General features: G+C 53.0%; 18 protein-coding genes. 10 read left to right on the top strand and 8 right to left on the bottom strand.

Annotated elements, in window-relative coordinates:
- Window position 1: 1 nt before the first annotated feature.
- The gene (locus RT120_RS13740; protein ID WP_312983326.1) at window positions 2–1,285 is read right to left on the bottom strand and encodes a collagen-like triple helix repeat-containing protein; all 1,284 of its coding nucleotides are present in this window, start codon (window positions 1,283–1,285) and stop codon (window positions 2–4) included.
- A 644-nt stretch (window positions 1,286–1,929) separates the two neighbouring features.
- Between RT120_RS13740 and RT120_RS13735 the strand changes: the two genes are divergently transcribed.
- The 10 genes from RT120_RS13735 to fabY all read left to right on the top strand — a co-directional run bounded on the left by RT120_RS13735 (window position 1,930) and on the right by fabY (window position 11,132).
- On the top strand, window positions 1,930–3,084 hold the full coding sequence (locus RT120_RS13735; RefSeq protein WP_312983324.1) for an iron-containing alcohol dehydrogenase: 1,155 nt from the start codon (window positions 1,930–1,932) through the stop codon (window positions 3,082–3,084).
- Between the two features lie 44 nt (window positions 3,085–3,128).
- On the top strand, window positions 3,129–4,145 hold the full coding sequence (locus tag RT120_RS13730) for a 2-dehydro-3-deoxygalactonokinase (protein ID WP_312983322.1): 1,017 nt from the start codon (window positions 3,129–3,131) through the stop codon (window positions 4,143–4,145).
- Between the two features lie 19 nt (window positions 4,146–4,164).
- On the top strand, window positions 4,165–5,154 hold the full coding sequence (locus RT120_RS13725; RefSeq protein WP_312983320.1) for a 2-dehydro-3-deoxygalactonokinase: 990 nt from the start codon (window positions 4,165–4,167) through the stop codon (window positions 5,152–5,154).
- A gap of 38 nt (window positions 5,155–5,192) precedes the next feature.
- A complete protein-coding gene (locus RT120_RS13720) occupies window positions 5,193–6,500 on the top strand; it encodes an MFS transporter (protein ID WP_312983318.1) in 1,308 nt (435 codons plus the stop codon).
- 46 nt (window positions 6,501–6,546) lie between these two features.
- Window positions 6,547–7,194 (top strand): bifunctional 4-hydroxy-2-oxoglutarate aldolase/2-dehydro-3-deoxy-phosphogluconate aldolase, encoded by a 648-nt coding sequence (locus tag RT120_RS13715; RefSeq protein WP_312983317.1) that lies wholly within the window; start codon window positions 6,547–6,549, stop codon window positions 7,192–7,194.
- 124 nt (window positions 7,195–7,318) lie between these two features.
- A complete protein-coding gene (locus tag RT120_RS13710) occupies window positions 7,319–8,116 on the top strand; it encodes an IclR family transcriptional regulator (protein WP_312983315.1) in 798 nt (265 codons plus the stop codon).
- Window positions 8,117–8,246: 130 nt separating this feature from the next.
- On the top strand, window positions 8,247–8,846 hold the full coding sequence (gene yihX, locus RT120_RS13705) for a glucose-1-phosphatase (RefSeq protein WP_312983313.1): 600 nt from the start codon (window positions 8,247–8,249) through the stop codon (window positions 8,844–8,846).
- Window positions 8,840–9,712, top strand: a complete 873-nt coding sequence (locus RT120_RS13700) for a virulence factor BrkB family protein (RefSeq protein ID WP_312983311.1) — start codon at window positions 8,840–8,842, stop codon at window positions 9,710–9,712. Before yihX ends, RT120_RS13700 begins: the two co-directional genes overlap by 7 nt.
- A complete protein-coding gene (gene dtd, locus RT120_RS13695; protein WP_312983309.1) occupies window positions 9,709–10,146 on the top strand; it encodes a D-aminoacyl-tRNA deacylase in 438 nt (145 codons plus the stop codon). Before RT120_RS13700 ends, dtd begins: the two co-directional genes overlap by 4 nt.
- A 44-nt stretch (window positions 10,147–10,190) precedes the next feature.
- Window positions 10,191–11,132 (top strand): fatty acid biosynthesis protein FabY, encoded by a 942-nt coding sequence (fabY, locus tag RT120_RS13690; protein ID WP_312983307.1) that lies wholly within the window; start codon window positions 10,191–10,193, stop codon window positions 11,130–11,132.
- Between the two features lie 34 nt (window positions 11,133–11,166).
- Here the strand turns inward: fabY and RT120_RS13685 are convergent, their stop codons facing one another.
- From RT120_RS13685 to RT120_RS13655, 7 genes are all read right to left on the bottom strand, one after another.
- A complete protein-coding gene (locus RT120_RS13685; RefSeq protein WP_312983305.1) occupies window positions 11,167–12,906 on the bottom strand; it encodes an AsmA family protein in 1,740 nt (579 codons plus the stop codon).
- Window positions 12,907–13,024: 118 nt separating this feature from the next.
- Window positions 13,025–13,579 carry a fimbrial protein gene (locus RT120_RS13680; RefSeq protein ID WP_312983303.1) on the bottom strand — a complete coding sequence of 185 codons (555 nt, stop codon included), beginning with the start codon at window positions 13,577–13,579 and terminating at the stop codon, window positions 13,025–13,027.
- A gap of 63 nt (window positions 13,580–13,642) precedes the next feature.
- Window positions 13,643–14,173 carry a fimbrial protein gene (locus RT120_RS13675; protein ID WP_312983301.1) on the bottom strand — a complete coding sequence of 177 codons (531 nt, stop codon included), beginning with the start codon at window positions 14,171–14,173 and terminating at the stop codon, window positions 13,643–13,645.
- 504 nt (window positions 14,174–14,677) lie between these two features.
- Window positions 14,678–16,069 carry a uracil-xanthine permease family protein gene (locus RT120_RS13670; protein WP_312983299.1) on the bottom strand — a complete coding sequence of 464 codons (1,392 nt, stop codon included), beginning with the start codon at window positions 16,067–16,069 and terminating at the stop codon, window positions 14,678–14,680.
- Between the two features lie 114 nt (window positions 16,070–16,183).
- Window positions 16,184–16,711: a fimbrial protein gene (locus RT120_RS13665; protein WP_312983297.1), complete on the bottom strand. Its 528-nt coding sequence runs from the start codon at window positions 16,709–16,711 to the stop codon at window positions 16,184–16,186.
- A 42-nt stretch (window positions 16,712–16,753) separates the two neighbouring features.
- Complete coding sequence (locus tag RT120_RS13660) at window positions 16,754–17,338, bottom strand: fimbrial protein (protein WP_312983295.1); 585 nt, start codon at window positions 17,336–17,338, stop codon at window positions 16,754–16,756.
- Window positions 17,339–17,485: 147 nt separating this feature from the next.
- A complete protein-coding gene (locus tag RT120_RS13655; RefSeq protein ID WP_312983293.1) occupies window positions 17,486–18,016 on the bottom strand; it encodes a fimbrial protein in 531 nt (176 codons plus the stop codon).
- Window positions 18,017–18,035: the final 19 nt, after the last annotated feature.

Here is an 18,035-nt window from a genome sequence, read left to right as displayed (position 1 = left end):
CTTATTGCGACTTAGGTTTCAGGATGCCGCCGAGTGTATTGGTCAGGCTGGTGATGGGCCCGGTAGCCTGGGTGGTTTCACTGCCTGTTGAGGTGGTGGTGACATTGGCGTTCAGGCCAGCGGTCAGGCCAGACGTCACACCGTTGACGGTGGTGCCCACGTTGGCGAGTAGCCCGCCGTTTCCGGCATTCACGTTAGCATCGGCGGTAATGCTGCCGGCTGCCGTTCCGCTATCACCGCTGGTGGGCGCAGTGGGTTTCACCAGGCCGCCCGCATCGGTCACCACTTGCCCGGTATTCTGGACAATCTGACCCACGCCAGTTAGCGCTGGCGTAGAGGTGCCGACCTGCGAACCTACGCCGCTGACCGCCGTGCCGACATTGGTCAGCAGATTATTCACCGGCGTGCCTAATCCCGTTGCGCCGCCTACCTGCTGGGTGATGCCCTGCACGCCGCTGGCGGTATTATTCAGCGCCGTGGTTGTGCCAGTCGTCAGTTGGGTGACACCCTTGCTTTGCACGGTGGAGGTCAGATTATTGCCGACGCCAGTCACAACCTGGCCGGTGTTATCCACCACCGTACCCACCAGCCCGGTGGCCCCGCTTATCGGCGTTCCGCTGGTGGTGCTGGCGAGCTGGGTGCCCACGCCCGATACGGTCGTGCCCAACCCGCTGACGGTGCTGGTTACGCCCTGTACCGTGGTCCCGACGCCATTCGGGTTACTGGTATCACCCACGCCGGTAGTAATGCCGGTGCTCAGGGTGCTGACCGAGCTACCCACGCCGCTGACAGTCGTGGAGACGGTCGACGTCACAGGGTTGCTGGTGGGGATTTGACTGCCTAAATCAGAAAGCGTGGTGCCGACGCCGGAACCTGCGCTTCCTACATCACCGAGTATGTTATTGAGCGCGGTAGAGGTCGTGCCGCTGCTGCCTCCGCCAGTACCATCACCGCCTGAGCCGCCGCCCGAACCCTCACCGCCGCTGCCGCCGCCTGTACCGCTGCCGCTGCCGCCGCCTGTACCGCTGCCGCTGCCAGTGCCTGTACCGCTCCCTGTACCCGTTCCACCGCCCGTTCCGGTACCGCCGTTATTAGCCGTATCGGTACCACTACCGGAACCACTACCTGAGCCATCTCCACCCGCGGCACTGCCGGATTCTGTGGCTGGATTATTTTTGGCTGTTGAATGAGAGCCGCCCCCGCTTCCACTGCAGGCGGAAAGAGATAATGCAAGCAGTACCGCCAAAGCAATCATGCTTTTGTGGTTGGTGTTATTAGATTTCATAACAATACTCCACTGAATTACACGCCGGACGACGTATAAATCAGTGTAAGAAAGTTTTATGAATACGACAAAAGGCCGATTGTTTATTAAAAATATATTTAATAAGTGACAAGGTGTATCATATATTTCTGGTGAATAATATTACTCATATGATTGATTGATAACTAAATCTATAAATATCATACTGTTGTAGTTTTAATTTGCATAATTTAAGCGCATTTATTTAATAACCTCTCAATAGTGAGTGATTATTATCGGCTAACTAGTTCTCATGCGTAAGTTTGTCAATTTTATATTTCCTACATTATAAACATCTACTATCAGTAGGGTTTTTAACCTTAACGAAGCGCGAAGAATTTATTATTTACGTTAAATAATAGAGAGGCGTAAATATTATCTTGTTGATTCATCAATACATTACCGTCAGCCATTACTTTGTTATTGCTGCCTCCCTGGGTCGGAGTTTTTAACCCTCGCAGAAAGGCTGAGGACTATTCCTAAAAAGCGCCGGGCCGCTTCTTTACAGAAAAAAATGTGATTCCGCTCATTGTTCAGACAAAACAGGTTGTGTCGCGAACAAAAAGCATCCCATAATAATCACATATCCGAACATGGTCCGCATATACGAACAAAAGGAATACAGAATGACCGATTTCATTTTCAATAACCCGGTTAAGCTACACGTTGGTCCTGGCAAATTTGGTCAACTCGGCAACATTGCCCAGCAATACGGTAAGAAAGCGCTGCTGGTGGTGTCCGACAGCACCAAGCCTACCGGGCAACTGGCGCGCGCTCAGGAAGCGTTAACCGCCGCAGGCATGGCTTACGCGGTGTATGACGAATTTATGCAGAACCCGCTCTCCACTCTGGTTGAAGCGGGCGCAAGCATGGCGCAGCAGGAAAACTGCGATCTGGTGATCGGTATCGGCGGCGGCAGCGCCATGGATATGGCGAAAGGCATCGCATTTTGCGCCCTGAACGAAGGCAGCATCTGGGATTACGTGTTCGGTAAAAAACAGGCGCAGCATGCCCTGCCGATCATCCTGGTGCCGACCACCGCAGGCACGGGCAGTGAAGCCAACCGTACCGCCGTGTTCACTAACCCGGAAACCCACGACAAAAAAGGCCTGGTTAACCCGCTGATTTATCCGGTGGCCTCTATCGTCGACCCCGAGCTGATGCTCACTCTGCCGAAGCGCGTGATTGCCGGGCCGGGCGCAGACGTGCTGTTCCATGCGCTGGAATCCTATATTTCCCGCAATGCCCATCCTTTCAGCGAAATGCTGTCCCTGCGCGCCATCACGCTGCTGGCGAAAAACCTGCCGCGCGTTTATGCCGACGTGACCGACCTGGCCGCCTGGGAACAGGTGACGTTTGCCAGCACCCTGGCCGGTATGGCTATCGACTGTGCGGGCACTACGCTTCCGCATGCGCTGCAACACCCGATGGGCGGCCTGCTGGATGTGGTTCATGCTGAAGGGATCGCCGCCGTGTATCCGGCCTTTATGGAGTACACCTGGTCGGCCGCGCCGGAAAAATTCGCCGCTATCGCAGCAGCAATGGGCGTGGATACCCGGGATATGAACACCGAAGAAGCCGCGTACAGCAGCGTTAAAGCGGTCACCGACTTCCTGAAATCCGTCAACATGCTGCCATCGCTCACCGAACTGGGCGTGAAAGAAGAGCACTTCGACTGGATCATCAATAACGTGCAAACCACCATGAAAGTGGTGCTGGAAAATAACCCGCGCGTACCGGATGCCCAAACTCTGCGTGATATTTTGCAGCGCAGCCTGTAATCAACCCGGCAAACCGCGAACGGAATTTTTAAAAAGGAGTGAATATGTTTGTTGTTATTGATTCAGGATCGTCAGCAACGCGTATTTATTTGCTGGAATTTGCAGGCAGCGCCATTGTCGATAAAGAGATGATTACCGAAGGGGTAAATTCCACCCTTACCCACGGCAGTAATGAAGTATTGCGCCAGGCCATGGCGGAAGGCGTCAAACAATTACTGGCGAGAAACGGAAAATCTCAACAGGATATTCAATTTATTATCGCCTCGGGAATGATTACCTCAAACCTGGGCCTGCATGAAATTCCACACCGCGTCGCCCCGGCCAGTATTGAAGAACTGGCGCGGCACACGGTGGCGTTCGCGGAAAACGAACTGCTGGCGCTGGATATCCCGGTGATGCTGATCCCCGGGATTAAAAACCAGACCACGCCATCCTGGAAAAACCTGCGCGGCATCGATTTAATGCGCGGTGAAGAAACCCAGGCGGCAGGCGTAATGCTGGGTTACCAGCCGCGCTTGCCCTGCACGCTGATTGAATTAGGCTCCACCACCAAGCTTATTTCGATCAATGAGCAGGGGCAAATCGCCGGCAGTATTACCTCGCTCAGCGGCCAGGTATATGCGGCGATCCTGAAGCAGACATTTGTCTCTTCCAGCGTCGCGACATCGCCAGAAGAGGCGGAAAGCGAAGTCGATCCGCTAATTATTGACGCCGCCTGCCGTTCTGTAGCGGAAAGCGGATTACTGCGCACGGTATTAATGACGCGCTTTTTACAATTCTCATTCCCGACCACGGCTGCCCAGCGCAAATTATTCCTCGATAGCGCCATGGCAGGCGACGATATCAAATTATTCGCCGACGCCAGGGAGCAAGGGTTTAATTTCGACGGCGATATTTTCTTAATCGGTAACGCTAAGCGCTGTGAAATTTATCAGCACGTGATCCAGCAGCAGTTAAATATTGATAACCCATTACGCATTATTTCCGACGAAGAGCAAATAGACAGGCTAGCCATTACCGGTGCCAGCGCGATTGCCAATATTCTTCGCACCCTACAGTGATAAGAAGAGCGAGAAAGATATGTACATCATTACCATCGATACCGGCACCACCAATACCCGCGTGTGTGCCTGGCAGGACGAGCGCCTGCTTGCCGAAGCCGCCCGTCCTGTGGGCGTGCGTGATACCGCGATTTCCGGCAGCACTGAAATATTAATGAAAGGCGTCAGCGACGCCGTTCACGAAGCACGTAGCCAGGCAAACATTCCGGCAGGGGAGAAAGTGGTTTACCTCTCTGCGGGCATGATCACATCCAACGTGGGTCTGTGTGAAATCCCACATCTGCTGGCACCCGCCGGGCTAAATGAACTGGCGAAAGGCATGGTTAGCGCCAGTCTACCGGCGATTACCGACGAGCCGATTTGGTTTGTGCCGGGCATTCGCAATCACAAATCCACCGTTACGCTGGAAAACGCCGAGCAGATGGACATGATGCGCGGCGAAGAAACCGAGGCAATTGGCGTACTGGCAAGCCTGGGCATTACTGGCCCGGCGTTAATTATCCTGCCGGGTTCACACTCGAAGTTCGTTAAAATCGATGCCGATAACCGTATTGAAGGTTGCGTAACCACTATCGGCGGCGAGTTACTGGATGTGATTACCCGTCACACCATTCTCGCCAGTTCGCTCAATCTGCAATTTGCCCAGGAAATCGACGCGCCGGCGCTGTTACAGGGCGCGAATCAGTGTCTGCAAACCGGCCTGTCGCGCACCTGCTTCTCGGTTCGTGTGCTGGATATGTTCAGCGACTTAACGCTAAACCAGAAAGCCAACGTGCTGCTCGGCGCGGTATTACAGGATGATTTGCAGGCGGTCAAAAACAGCGAAGCCTTTACCGTGACGCCGGATACCCACGTGGTGGTGTGCGGTAAAGATACCCTGAAGTTTGCCTTCGCCACCTTAATTGATAACGATTCGTGGTTTACCGGGAAAATTACCGTCGCGCCGTCCAGCCGTTCCCTCTCCAGTGCTGGATTATTTGCCATGGCGCGCCGTCGACAGATTATTTAATTCCTTTGTACCCTACACATAATTAAAAGGTCTGCTTTATGAACACCATCGTTAATGAAAGAGCAGTAACTAAAAAACGAGGAAATAAGCGCTGGTTCGTTGTTTTCCTGTTATTAATTGGCGGTATTATTAACTACCTCGACCGTGCCAGCTTATCTATTGCTGCCCCGGACATGATGAAAGATCTTAATTTATCGAATACCGATATCGGTTTATTAGGATCGGTATTTGCGCTGATTTACGCCCTGTGCCAGTTGCCTGCGGGTTTCCTGGTTGACCGCTTCGGGCCGAAAAAGGTCTACGGTTGGGCGGTAGCGCTGTGGAGCGGCGCGACTATGCTGACCGGCGCGTGCAGTAACATGATGACGCTGATTTTTGCCCGCGGCATCCTCGGCATAACGGAAGCCCCGTGCTGGCCGGGCGCAGCGAAGATCACCGCCTCGTGGTTCCCGAAAAGCGAGCGCGCGCTGGCGACCGGTTTCTGGGATGCCGCATCCAAATGGGGCCCGGCAATCGCTCCGCCAATCCTGGTGGCGATTATTGTGCCGTTCGGCTGGCGTTCCCTGTTCTACATTGCCGGTGCCATTGGTTTGGTGTTCGTGGTGTTCTTTATCTTTGCTTACCATCAACCGGAAAAGCACCCGACTATTACCAAAGAAGAGCTGGATTATATTAAGGAAGGCGGCGGCGGTACGGCGGAGAAATTAACCGGCGAAGCGGAGAAAATTAGCTGGGGCGGTTTATTTAAATACCGCTGCATCTGGGGAATGATTTTAGGCTGGTTCTGCTATGTGTGGATGATGAATATTTTCACCACCTTCCTGCCGCTCTATTTAATGAAGACCCAGAACATTCAGTTTAAAGAATTAGGTATCTACGCCAGTATTCCTTATTTCGGCGGCATCGTCGGCGCAATTGTCGGTGGCTATGTATCGAAATGGCTGGTGGACAAAAGCATCATCAAAGAGTCATTAAAAGCCAAGCGCGTCACCATCAGTATTTCCGCGCTGTTAGCTGGCGTCGCCGTTATCGCGATACCGATGGTAGAGAGCCTGGCCGCTACCCTGACGCTGCTGGTTATCGCCATGGCGCTGCTGTCCGCGCTGTCCGCGACCGGTTGGGCATTGCCGGGCGATGTGGCACCTGCATCGATGGTGGCCTCGGTAGGCAGTATTCAGAACTTCGGCGGCTACTTTGCCGGTTCGTTATCACCGCTGGTCACCGGGCTTATCGCCGATGTCACGGGTTCATACGCCCTGGCATTCACCAGCGGCGGGATTATCGCGGCCTGTGCGGCGCTGTGTTACTGGTTCATCGTCAGAGAGCCGGTGACCGTAAAGGATTGATGTAATCAGGGAGGCGACTCCCTGATATTTCCCCAAGAGGTTATCCATGATTAAACATCGCGTGATTCGCGCTATTGAAGAAACCGGCATGATTGCCATTGTACGCGGCGTCGCGCCTGAAGGGATTTTGCCGCTGGCCCGCGCCCTGTATGACGGTGGTATCCGGGTCATTGAAGTGACCTGTAACTCCACCCGTCATCTGGAAAGCATCAGCGCCCTGAAACAGGAAATGAGCGACAAAATGTTTGTCGGCGCCGGTACGGTCATTAACCCGGTGATGGCGCAACTGGTACTGGATGCAGGCGCGGATTTTGTCCTGTCGCCTGATTTTAACCCGGACGTGGTCACCATGGTGCATGAGAAGCAGCGCCTGATGATCCCGGCGGTAATGACGCCATCAGAAATCCTCCAGGCCTGCCGTTTGGGCGTGGATTTGCTGAAGCTGTTCCCGGCTAACAGCCTGGGCGTGAACTATATGAAAGAAGTGCAGGGACCGCTGGATAACCTGTCTCTGATCCCGGTGGGCGGCATCACGCTGGAAAACACCCGCGAGTTTGCCAAAGCCGGTGCGTTCGCGGTGGGCGTGGGCAGCGCGCTGACCAACAAAGAGTGGATAGCGCGCGGTGACTGGGACGCTATCACCCAACAGGCCAGGAGGTTTATCCAGACGTTCCATGAAGGCAAAAAGGCCTGACCTGACTGTGAAAAAGCCACAAATTTGTGGCTTTTTTATTGCACGTTGCCCCTGTTCGGCGGCTGTTTTCACTCTCGTTACCTCGCTATACTGCCCGCTATAACAATGACAGTGAGGTAAGCCCGTGTCGGAAAAGATTAATCGCTCGGTAGCCCGGGCGTTAGAGATGCTGGAATTGGTTGCGGCAAGTAAAGATGAACTCACAATCACTGAAATCAGCAAGCAGCTTGGCATCCCGAAGAGCACCACCTTTGATATCCTCTATACCCTGCTTGATAAAGGCTATCTGGAACAGGCCAACGAAAAACAGAAATCGTTCAAACTGGGCGTGAAGCTGTTTCAGACCGGCGCGTGTTACCTCGAACAGACTCCCTTCCAGAACGTGGCGCACTCGGTGCTGGAAAAACTGGCCGACGTGGCCGGGGAAACTGCCTTCCTGGCGCTGCTCAATAACGACGAGCTGGTTTACTTCGATAAAGTCGAGAGCCCGAACTCGGTGCGCACCTCGGCGCGTATCGGCTCCAACAACCCGCTGTATTGCACCGGGCTTGGCAAGGCGATCCTCGCCACCCTGCCGGATGAGGAAGTTAAAACGATTCTGGCGCGTACCGGCGGATTAAAACCGATCACGCCGTATACCTGTACCGATGAGGCAAAGTTTTTCGCCATCCTCAACCAGGCGCGCCAGCAGGGGTACGCCATCGACGATCGCGAGCATAACGCAGAAGTATTTTGCCTGGCGGCCCCGGTGTATAACCTCCAGGGCAAAGTGTATGCGGCGATCAGCGTTGCCAGCCTGTATACCAAAATCAAGAACCAGCCGGAGAAAATCGCCGCGCTGGGCAAAATGATCGCCGATGCGGCGCTGGATCTGTCGCAGCGCATTGGTTACCGCGGCCCGCGCCTGTACGCTGATTTTTAACGTTATTGTCGCCACGGTTATATTGTGTAACCGTGGTCAGACTTCTTTGCTTTCGTTTTGAAGCCGTTACTATTCAACCCCCCATATTCCCGCTACAGTTAACTCTCCATGGCCCAAAAAGGAGAGCGTCATGCTTTATATGTTTGATTTAGGTAACGTCATCGTCGATATCGACTTTAACCGCGTGCTGGGCGTATGGAGTGATTACAGCCGCGTGCCGCTGGCTACGCTTCAGCAAAGTTTCACTATGGGCGAACCGTTCGAGAAGCATGAGCGCGGTGAAATCAGCGATGAGGAATTCGCAAAATTATTGTGCGAATCCATGGAATTGTCGTTGAGTTACGAACAGTTCGCGGCGGGATGGCAGGCAGTGTTTGTCGGTCTGCGCCCGGAAGTCATCGATATCATGCATAAGCTGCGCGAGCAGGGGCATCGCGTGGTGGTGCTGTCGAATACCAATCGCCTGCACACCACCTTCTGGCCGACCAACTACCCGGAAGTGCAGGCCGCTGCCGACCATGTCTATCTGTCGCAGGAATTGGGGTCACGCAAGCCCGAACCGGCGATTTATCAAAAAGTCCTCGAAGCGGAAGGATATCCGGCCAGTGACGCGGTCTTTTTCGACGATAACGCCGATAATATTAAAGGGGCGCAGGCCGTGGGGATCACCAGCATTCATGTGACCGATAAATCCACGCTGCCGGACTATTTTGCGAAACAGCCATGTTAAGACGCGTTCGCCATCATGCAACCAAACACACCGCGCCTTTCTGGGCATGGTGTAAGTTGCTGTGGGAGCGAATCGATCAGGACAACATGACCACCCTGGCGGGCAACCTGGCCTATGTGTCGTTGCTCTCGCTGGTGCCGTTCGTCGCGGTGGTGTTTGCGTTGTTTGCTGCGTTTCCGATGTTTTCCGACGTCAGTATTCAGTTGCGCCACTTTATCTTCGCCAATTTTATGCCCGCCACGGGTGATATTATCCAGCGCTATATCGAGCAGTTCGTTGCCAACTCCAGCAAGATGACGGCGGTAGGTGCCTGTGGGCTGATCGTCACGGCGCTGCTATTGATGTACGCGGTGGACAGTGCCCTGAATACCATCTGGCGCAGCAAGCGGGTCCGGCCAAAAATTTATTCGTTCGCGGTTTACTGGATGATTTTAACCCTCGGGCCATTACTGGCGGGGGCCAGCCTGGCGATCAGCTCGTATCTGCTGTCGTTGCGCTGGGTTAGCGGGTTTGATTCGCTGATCGACAACGTGTTGCGCATTTTCCCGTTGCTGCTCTCCTGGCTGTCATTCTGGCTGCTGTACAGCATTGTACCGACCACTCGTGTGCCTGCCCGGGATGCGCTGGTGGGTTCGCTGGTGGCGGCGCTGCTTTTTGAGCTGGGTAAGAAAGGTTTCGCGCTGTATATCACCATGTTCCCCTCCTATCAGCTGATTTACGGCGTGCTTGCGGTGATCCCCATTTTGTTCGTTTGGGTGTACTGGACGTGGTGTATCGTCTTGCTTGGCGCGGAAATTACTGTCACTCTCGGGGACTACCGAGCGCTAAAATTAGCGGCAGAACAAGAATCCGAAGAAGAACCATGATTGCATTAATTCAACGCGTAACGTGTGCCAGCGTCGCCGTTAACGGTGACGTGACGGGTGAAATCGGCCCAGGACTTTTGGTGTTATTAGGTGTCGAAAAGGAAGACAACGCCCAGAAGGCGAACCGGCTGTGCGAACGGGTGCTGGGTTACCGCATTTTCAGCGATGAAAACGGCAAAATGAACCTCAACGTTCAACAGGCGGGCGGCAGCGTTCTGGTGGTGTCGCAGTTTACCCTGGCGGCGGATACCAACAGCGGTATGCGCCCGAGCTTTTCCAACGGCGCGGCACCTGCCCTGGCGGAAGAACTGTACGAGTATTTCGTCGAGTGTTGCCGCAACCTTGGCACAGAGACACAAACCGGGCGCTTTGCCGCAGATATGCAGGTGTCCCTGGTGAACGACGGCCCCGTCACGTTCTGGCTGCAAGTATGAGCCCGTTAACGGCGCGGCCCCTGGCAACAAGAGAGAGTCCATCTATGTATCATCTTCGCGTACCCCAAACGGAAGAAGAGCTGGAAAGCTACTATCAATTTCGCTGGGAAATGTTGCGTAAACCCCTGCATCAACCGAAAGGCTCCGAGCGCGACGGCTGGGATGCGCTGGCGCATCACCAAATGGTGGTGGATGAAAGCGGCAAACCGGTGGCCGTGGGCAGGCTGTATATCAATGCCGATAATGAAGCCTCTATTCGCTTTATGGCGGTCGACCCGAACGTGCAGGACAAAGGCCTCGGCACGCTGGTGGCGATGACGCTGGAATCCGTCGCCCGTCAGGAAGGGGTGAAGCGCGTGACCTGTAGCGCCCGTGAAGACGCCGTGGAGTTTTTCGCCAAGCTGGGCTTTGTGAATCAGGGCGAGATCACCACGCCGCAAACCACGCCGCTGCGCCACTTTTTGATGATCAAACCCATCGTGCCGCTGGATGATATTTTGCATCGCGCCGACTGGTGCGGGCAGTTGCAGCAGGCGTGGTATCAGCATATTCCGCTCAGCGAGAAGATGGGCGTGCGTATTCTGCAATATACCGGGCAGAAATTTGTTACCACCATGCCGGAGGCGGGTAACCAAAATCCGCACCATACGCTGTTCGCGGGAAGTCTGTTTTCCCTTGCCACGCTGACCGGCTGGGGACTGATTTGGCTGATGCTGCGTGAGCGCCATCTCGGCGGCACCATCATTCTTGCCGATGCGCACATTCGTTATAGCGCGCCGATCACAGGCCGCCCCAGTGCGATTGCCGATCTGGGCTCGCTAAGCGGCGATCTGGATCGGCTGGCGCGCGGGCGTAAAGCGCGGGTGCAGTTGCAGGTGGAACTGATTGGCGACGAGACGCTGGGCGCGGTGTTTGAAGGGACTTACATCGTGTTACCTGCTAAACCGTTCGGGCCGCTGGAAGAGGGTGGCAACGAAGAGGAGTAAACCCTTCACCGCCCTGGACGGTGAAGGTGCTGCGCTACTGAAAGGGGTTCGCCTGGGGCTGTTCTGTTGTCGAAGGCGCTTCTGGCGTTGACGGCGTACCCGCTACCACGCCCGCTTGCATGGTTTGCTGAATTTGCTGACCGTTGGCGGCATTGATAGTCAGGGTTGCGTTCACCGTGGGTTTTAGCGGTCGATCCGCGTTAAGCTGGCCCCGGGCGCTGAGCCGCATATTGGCGTCCCCTTGTAACGGCACCTGCGGCCATCCCCAGTTTTCCAGCACGTTGGCCGGTACTGCCCGGCCATTCAGGCTTAAGGCGATTTGCCGCTCTGGTTGTTGCGCAATCGAGGCAGTGGCTTCCAGCATTCCTTTACCGGCAAAGGCGCTCAGTTCGCTGATGGTAATGTTATTGCTATTGGCGTTAAGCGCGATAGATGGCCTGCGCACATCCACCCGGTTAAAAGTAGCGGCGGCGGCGTTCAGCGTGGCGTTACCGCTCCAGATCCCCCACTGGCGGTTGCGCACCAGCTCCAGTAAATTGCCGTAGCCGTCCAGCGCCGTAAGCTGGAACGGGAAAGCGGGATCGATATCAATAATCAGGTTGCGGCTGGCGGAGAATTTGGTCACCGTCACGCGGTTCAGCCATTCCGGCAGCGGCGTCATCCACTGCTTTCTCCAGTCCTCTGGCAGGGTATATTCCAGCCCGGCAATCGCTACATCCGCCAGCGTTAGCCCTTTATCATTGCGCGTCCACTCACCACGGGCGCGGATCATGCCGCCTTCCCAGCGTGACGTCAGTTGGCTGATTTCCACACCTTTGCTGGATAAATTCGCATTGGCGATAGGGTCGAAGAAATGCAGGGAGCCGTAGATAAATTCAGTGGCATCAAGGGACACTCTCCCTTCTTCACTCTGCCAGTCGTTATTGCTGAAGGTGATGTCCCGCAGTGTCATATCCAGATCGGTCACTGCCCAGTTTGGTCCTTCCAGGCGCGCATTGGTGACGTCTACCCGGCCCAGTTTAAGCAACGGCAGGCTGGTGACGGGGTAGAGCAAATCGACAAGGCTTTTATCGCTTTGCAGGCGGATATCGCTCAGGCGCAGGTTATCCACCTGCCAGCCGCCATCGGCATTACGGCGTGCATTGCCGGTGAGTGAGCCGCGCGCCACGTCCGCGCCGAGGGTAGTGAAATTCACTTCGTCATTATCGATATCGCCCTGGATCAGCACATTGCTGGCCGGAATGCCGTTCAACGTCAGCGAACCGGCGCTGAGTTCGATTCTGGCTTTGCTGCCCAGAATGCGTCCGGCTTCCGGCAGCCAGGGCGTCAGGCCACCGTTGACCCGCTGGGCGCTGAGATTCCACGCGCTGTTCGGGCTGTTGAATGCCATGTCGCTGAGCTGTAAACGGTCGGCCTGGAAAGGGATCGAGGCGGTATCCGGGGAAATATTTAACGTGCCTTCTCTGAGGATAATGGCATCAACATGGAAAGGATCGGTGATTTGGCGGCTGCTCAGGCCAATATCTACGCTTTGGGCCACTAACGTCGCGGGCTGGCCGTTACGTCCAAAGGTCACGTTTTTCAGCAACACATGTGAAGGCGATGAAAAGCGGTGATCCATCTCATCAAAAGTGATGTGGTAGTCGCTGTGCGCGTTGACCCAGTCGGTGATCCAGCCCGCGCCCCAACGGGTCTGAAGCAAAATGTACAGCCCCAGGATCGCGACCAGAACGGCGACAAGCAGCGCAACGATGAGCTTTCCAAGAAATTTCATTGTCTTCCATCCGATGAATAGCCAATGAAGGAGTTATGCACGATTTATGGCGATTGCTCAAGGCAGAATGGATGCAGAGGAATAAAAGCCCATCGTAGGATGGGCCTTACTTATTGTATTACAAACGCTCAAACTGAATTGTCAGTGCGCTTTTTACTGCGCCGGCGGTCGCAGTCTGGCCATTAAGTTTGACCATGGCTACGTTAAAGGTATTTGCCCATGATTTAGCCAGTATCGTATCTTCATTAATCTTCAGGAGCTTTTTAGTTTCCGAGTCAAAAACGCCGATACCAATGCCTTTGGCAGCGCCAGTAGAAATCTCACTATTTGACAACACAGTACCGTCTGCATCATCTGCAATGCCCATAAATTTATAAGCCAGTTTGCCTTCATCGGCCATCTGCTTACAGGCCGCCGTGCTTGAATTAGCACCGATTGAAACATCAATGCTGGCGCCTGCTTTAAAATCTTCGCCCTGCTTGACCAGGTTTGAAACATCACCAAGTAGCGCGACTGCATTTTTACTGAGGTACATAGAGCATGACTGCGCAATGCTTTGCGTTACAGATCCAGTAATGGAGAGTGTAGCGCCTACATCTTCTGCTTGCGCGTTACCCTGAGCACCAGCTATTAAAGATAATGCTGAAAAAAACATCGGGAGCATTTTTTTCATGTTCAATTTCCTTATTTATATTTTGCATTAAAAATGCCCATTAACATGATGGGCATAGCTTTGTTAAAGACGCTCGATATCAATAGTCAGTGAACCATGGACTAAACCCGCTACAGGGGTTTGGCCATTGAGTTGAACCATGCTGAGGCCAAAGCCAATGCCTTCAGGAAGCATGACGTTATGGTTGTCGTTAACGTTTATTACGTCACCATTCGCATTATAAATCCCAATGCCGACACCTTGTGCCGCATCGCTTCCGGTATGTGTATTGGCCAGCACTGTGCCGTTGGCATCTGCGGTGCCTTTTAATTGAACGCCAATTTGATTGGTATCAATTTTGTCCATGCATTCTTTGTCGCCACTTACCTGAACGGTGAAAGTTGTCGCACTGGAGACAGGCTCATTTTGTAGCGGCAGAGTATCGGCTTTTCCTGACAGGGTTATTGAATTGGTAGAAGGAAATACGGTACATGAGCTTTCTGTGCCTGCAGTGACCACCCCATTAATATTAATTACAGCGGATTGATCTTCTGCCTGCGCTGCGCATACGACGAAAAGTGTAGAGACAGCAAGGCTAAATAGTGTTTTTTTCATATCAAATTTCCCTTTAATTTTCCCTGAAATTGAAATAGGCGAAGAATATTCACCATTATTAAATGGGTTATTGTTCTTATATATTTTCTGGTGATATTTTTAAGTTATTTATAAATAATTACAGGATGCTAATTTTAAAATAATTTTTAATATTTGTCATGATTCGATAAATATTAATTTGTTCCGATTAATTGTGCTTTAATGTACTTGTGAATATGGAGTTTTACTATTTACACGGCTCGATACGTAAAGTTTTCAATGTGATAGCATTGGTTGCTATATAATATGGTGATGCGTTTTATCTCAGGGGATACGCTATAAAAATTAGACTTTGATTGGATTGTGTTTTAATGGCCCGGAATTTTTATCTCAAAAATACAACTCGTCAGCTTTATGAGTCATTACTATTGTGTAACACATACTGATTTATTTTATGGGGATGGCTCAGGGCAGAGACAGTGACGGGAGGCGGCGATGGCAATTCGATGCCATCGCCGTGGAAAATTACGCTTTTTCCGGTGGGAAAATCAGATTAAGGATAATCGCCGTGATGCCGCCTGCGGCAATGCCGGAGGAGAGCAGGTTTTTCAGCCAGTCGGGGGCAAATTGCAGGATCAGCGGCTGTTGGGATACGCCCATACCTACCGCTAACGACAGCGCGATAATCATGATTGCGCGGCGGTTGAGCGGCTCGCGGGACACGATACGTACGCCGGATGCCGCAATGGTGCCGAACATCACGATGGTTGCGCCGCCCAGTACCGGCTCAGGGATATGCTGTACAAAACCACTCACCGCCGGGAACAGGCCCAGCGCAATCAGCATCATCGCCACCACAAAACCCACGTAGCGGCTGGCTACACCGGTCAGTTGGATCACGCCGTTATTCTGGCCAAAGCAGGAATTCGGGAAGGTATTGAACACGGCGGAAACAAAGGAGTTCAGGCCATTCGCCAGCACGCCGCCTTTCAGGCGCTTCATATACAGCGGGCCAGAAACCGGCTGTTCAGAAACGTCAGAGGTCGCGGTGATATCGCCGATGGTTTCCAGAGAGGTCACCATAAAGATCAGCATCAGCGGGATCAGCAGGTTCCAGTCGATGCTCAGGCCGTAATAGAGCGGCGTCGGAACCATAATCAGCGCGTCGTTGGACGGTGCGGTGTTTTGCGGCAGCATATCCAGCGCCCAGGCTACTACGTACCCCACGGCCATGGCGATGACCAGCGAAGCAACGCGCAGATAGGGGTTACGCTGGCGGTTAAGCAGGATAATTACCGCCAGCACGACGCCTGCCAGGAACAGGTTCATCGGTGCACCGAAGGTTTTGTCGCTCATCGCGGCATAACCGCCGCCAATAGAGGTTAAACCAACCTGAATCAGCGACAGGCCGATAATCATCACCACCACGCCGGAGACCAGCGGAGTAATAATGCGGCGAGCCAGGTGCAATACGCGTGAGAGCAGCATTTCGGTGCAACTGGCCAGCATTAATGTGCCGAACAGCGCCGCCATCATAGTCGGGATATCCGCGCCGCCATTTTTCAGCGCCAGGCCACCCATAATCAGCGGGGAAACGAAGTTAAAGCTGGTGCCCTGAATAGACAGCAGGCCAGAGCCCACCGGGCCCCAGGCTTTAATCTGGATAAGGGATGCCACGCCGGAAGCGAACAGCGACATGCTGATGATGTGCTGGGTGTCCTGCGCCGGTAGGCCGAGCGCCTGGCAAATTAACAGCGCAGGCGTGATGACCGCAACAAACATCGCCAACAAATGCTGGCCAGCGGCGAACAGAGTTTGCGGTAGCGGCGGGCGATCTTCAAGGCGGTAAATCAATTCACTGTTTTGAGTCTGCGCAATCGGTTGCGCATCGTGTGACTCTACGGCGTTAACAGACATCAGAGGCAATCCCACGGTGGAAAAGCGGGCATTTTATCGGACTGAAAGGTAAAAGCAAACGGTTGCTAACGAAAAGTCTTTGGCGAAACGCCCATCGAAAGATGGGCGTGGAGATTACAGACGTTCGATATCGATAGTAACGTAGGAGTTGATGTTACCGCTCACTGCCTGGCTACCCGTCAGGCGCACCATCTGCAGGCCAAAAGTGGTGTCTTTTTTGGCGGGCAGTAAGCCAGTGTTTACTGGCACCGGTTTGTTGTCGCCATCAAACATGCCAATTGCGACGCCTTTCGCTGCGCTATCGTCAGTTAACAGGTTTGCCAGAGCCGTTCCGTCGCCTTCATCCGCAACGCCAGAAAATCTGAAGGCCAGTTTCCCTTCGTCAACCAGAGTTGCGCATTTGGTATCGCCGTCTACTGCGAGGTGAACAATATAAGGCGCTGTCGCATTGTCGCCCTGATTAATCAAACTTTCTGGCAATTCCAGTAAAGAGACAGAAGCCTCACTGGCTTGCACTGCACAGACGGTATCCGCAGGTTTGACGATGCCATCAATCACCACGGTTGCTGAATTATCCTGCGCCATGGCCGAACCTGTAATAAACAGGGCAGAAATGGCCAGGCCTAAAACTGTGTTTTTCATAACGCTAAATCCTTTCAGATTCCGGATAAAATCAACGCCCTGTTACAGGCGTTCGATTTGCACCGTGAGGTTTGTCTGGATATTCCCTGCCGTCGCTAACTGGTTATTTAGCTGAACCAGTGAAAAATAGAGCGGGAAAGAGGCCGTCGACGTGGTTGATTTGCCATCTGGGCTGGCACTCGGGAAATGCCCAATAGTGACATTCGGCTCGATGATATTGTTAAACATATCTGAAAGCTGCACACCGATCCCCTGAGCGGCAGTGCTGCTGGTATCCGTATTCGCCAGAGTCGTTCCTTTACTGTCATCCGTCGTGCCCAGGAATTTCAGACCTATATTTTTATACCCCTCATTGGCGTCGCAATTTTCACCGCCGAGTTGAACGTAAATATGGTCGTCTGCGCTATAGGTATTGATGTTTGAACCTTGGGCCGGTAACGATTTATCGTCATGATTCAGATTAAGCAGATATTTGCTCATCAGAACGGTACAACCGCTCTTTGCGTTTTCCAGACGCGCATAAATCGTCATACCATGCCCGTGGCTGATGACCTCTTCTGCCATTGCTGTATTCGTGATGGTCATTAATGCGCTACTGACCATAAACGCTATTGCTAATTTTTTCATTGCGTTTTCTCTTGATAGATAATTCATTGATTTCTGTTACCAAAAAGCACGCCCTATTTTCACAGGGCATGCCAATGAGTGACCCGCAATAAGTCATTGCAGGGTTAATTGATTTTGGTAATTAATAACTTAGAATTATGAATTCAATTACAGACGCACAACATCCAGAGTTAATGAGCTGTGGACATTACCTGCAACCACAGTTTCTCCACCCAGTGCGACCAGCTGTAAGCCAAAGGAGCCTCCAGCCGTTGATGGGATAATTTCAGCCACATTCACCGGAAGCGGCGAATTTGTCGTGCCATCATAAATCCCAATAGCAACGCCTTTCGCGCCTGCTTCGCTTATATCGGTATTAGCCAGTACGTCGTTATAAGTGCTGTCTGCTGTACCATGTAACTGGATAGCAACTTTACCTGCGCAAGTATTGTTACCCTCTGTATTGCTGCTACCAATTGAGAAAGGCACATTGATTGGGTTGGTTGCCGTCAATCCCGGGGCGATCATCTCACCGACTTTACCCGTCAGAGAGACAGAAGCCTGGGTATAAATAGTACATTCAACTACATCGGCAGTTACCGTACCGGAAATATCCAGCGTTGCGGAGTGGTCATTTGCCTGCGCGGCACCAATGGAAAACAAGCCAGACAGCGCTAAACCAAGTAATGTTTTTTTCATTTTCAATATCCTTTTGTTT

It is taken from the genome of Atlantibacter sp., from assembly GCF_032062175.1.
Lineage (GTDB): Bacteria > Pseudomonadota > Gammaproteobacteria > Enterobacterales > Enterobacteriaceae > Atlantibacter.
The sequence above is the reverse complement of the archived record's forward strand: the minus strand, read 5'-3'. Positions and strand labels throughout refer to the sequence as shown.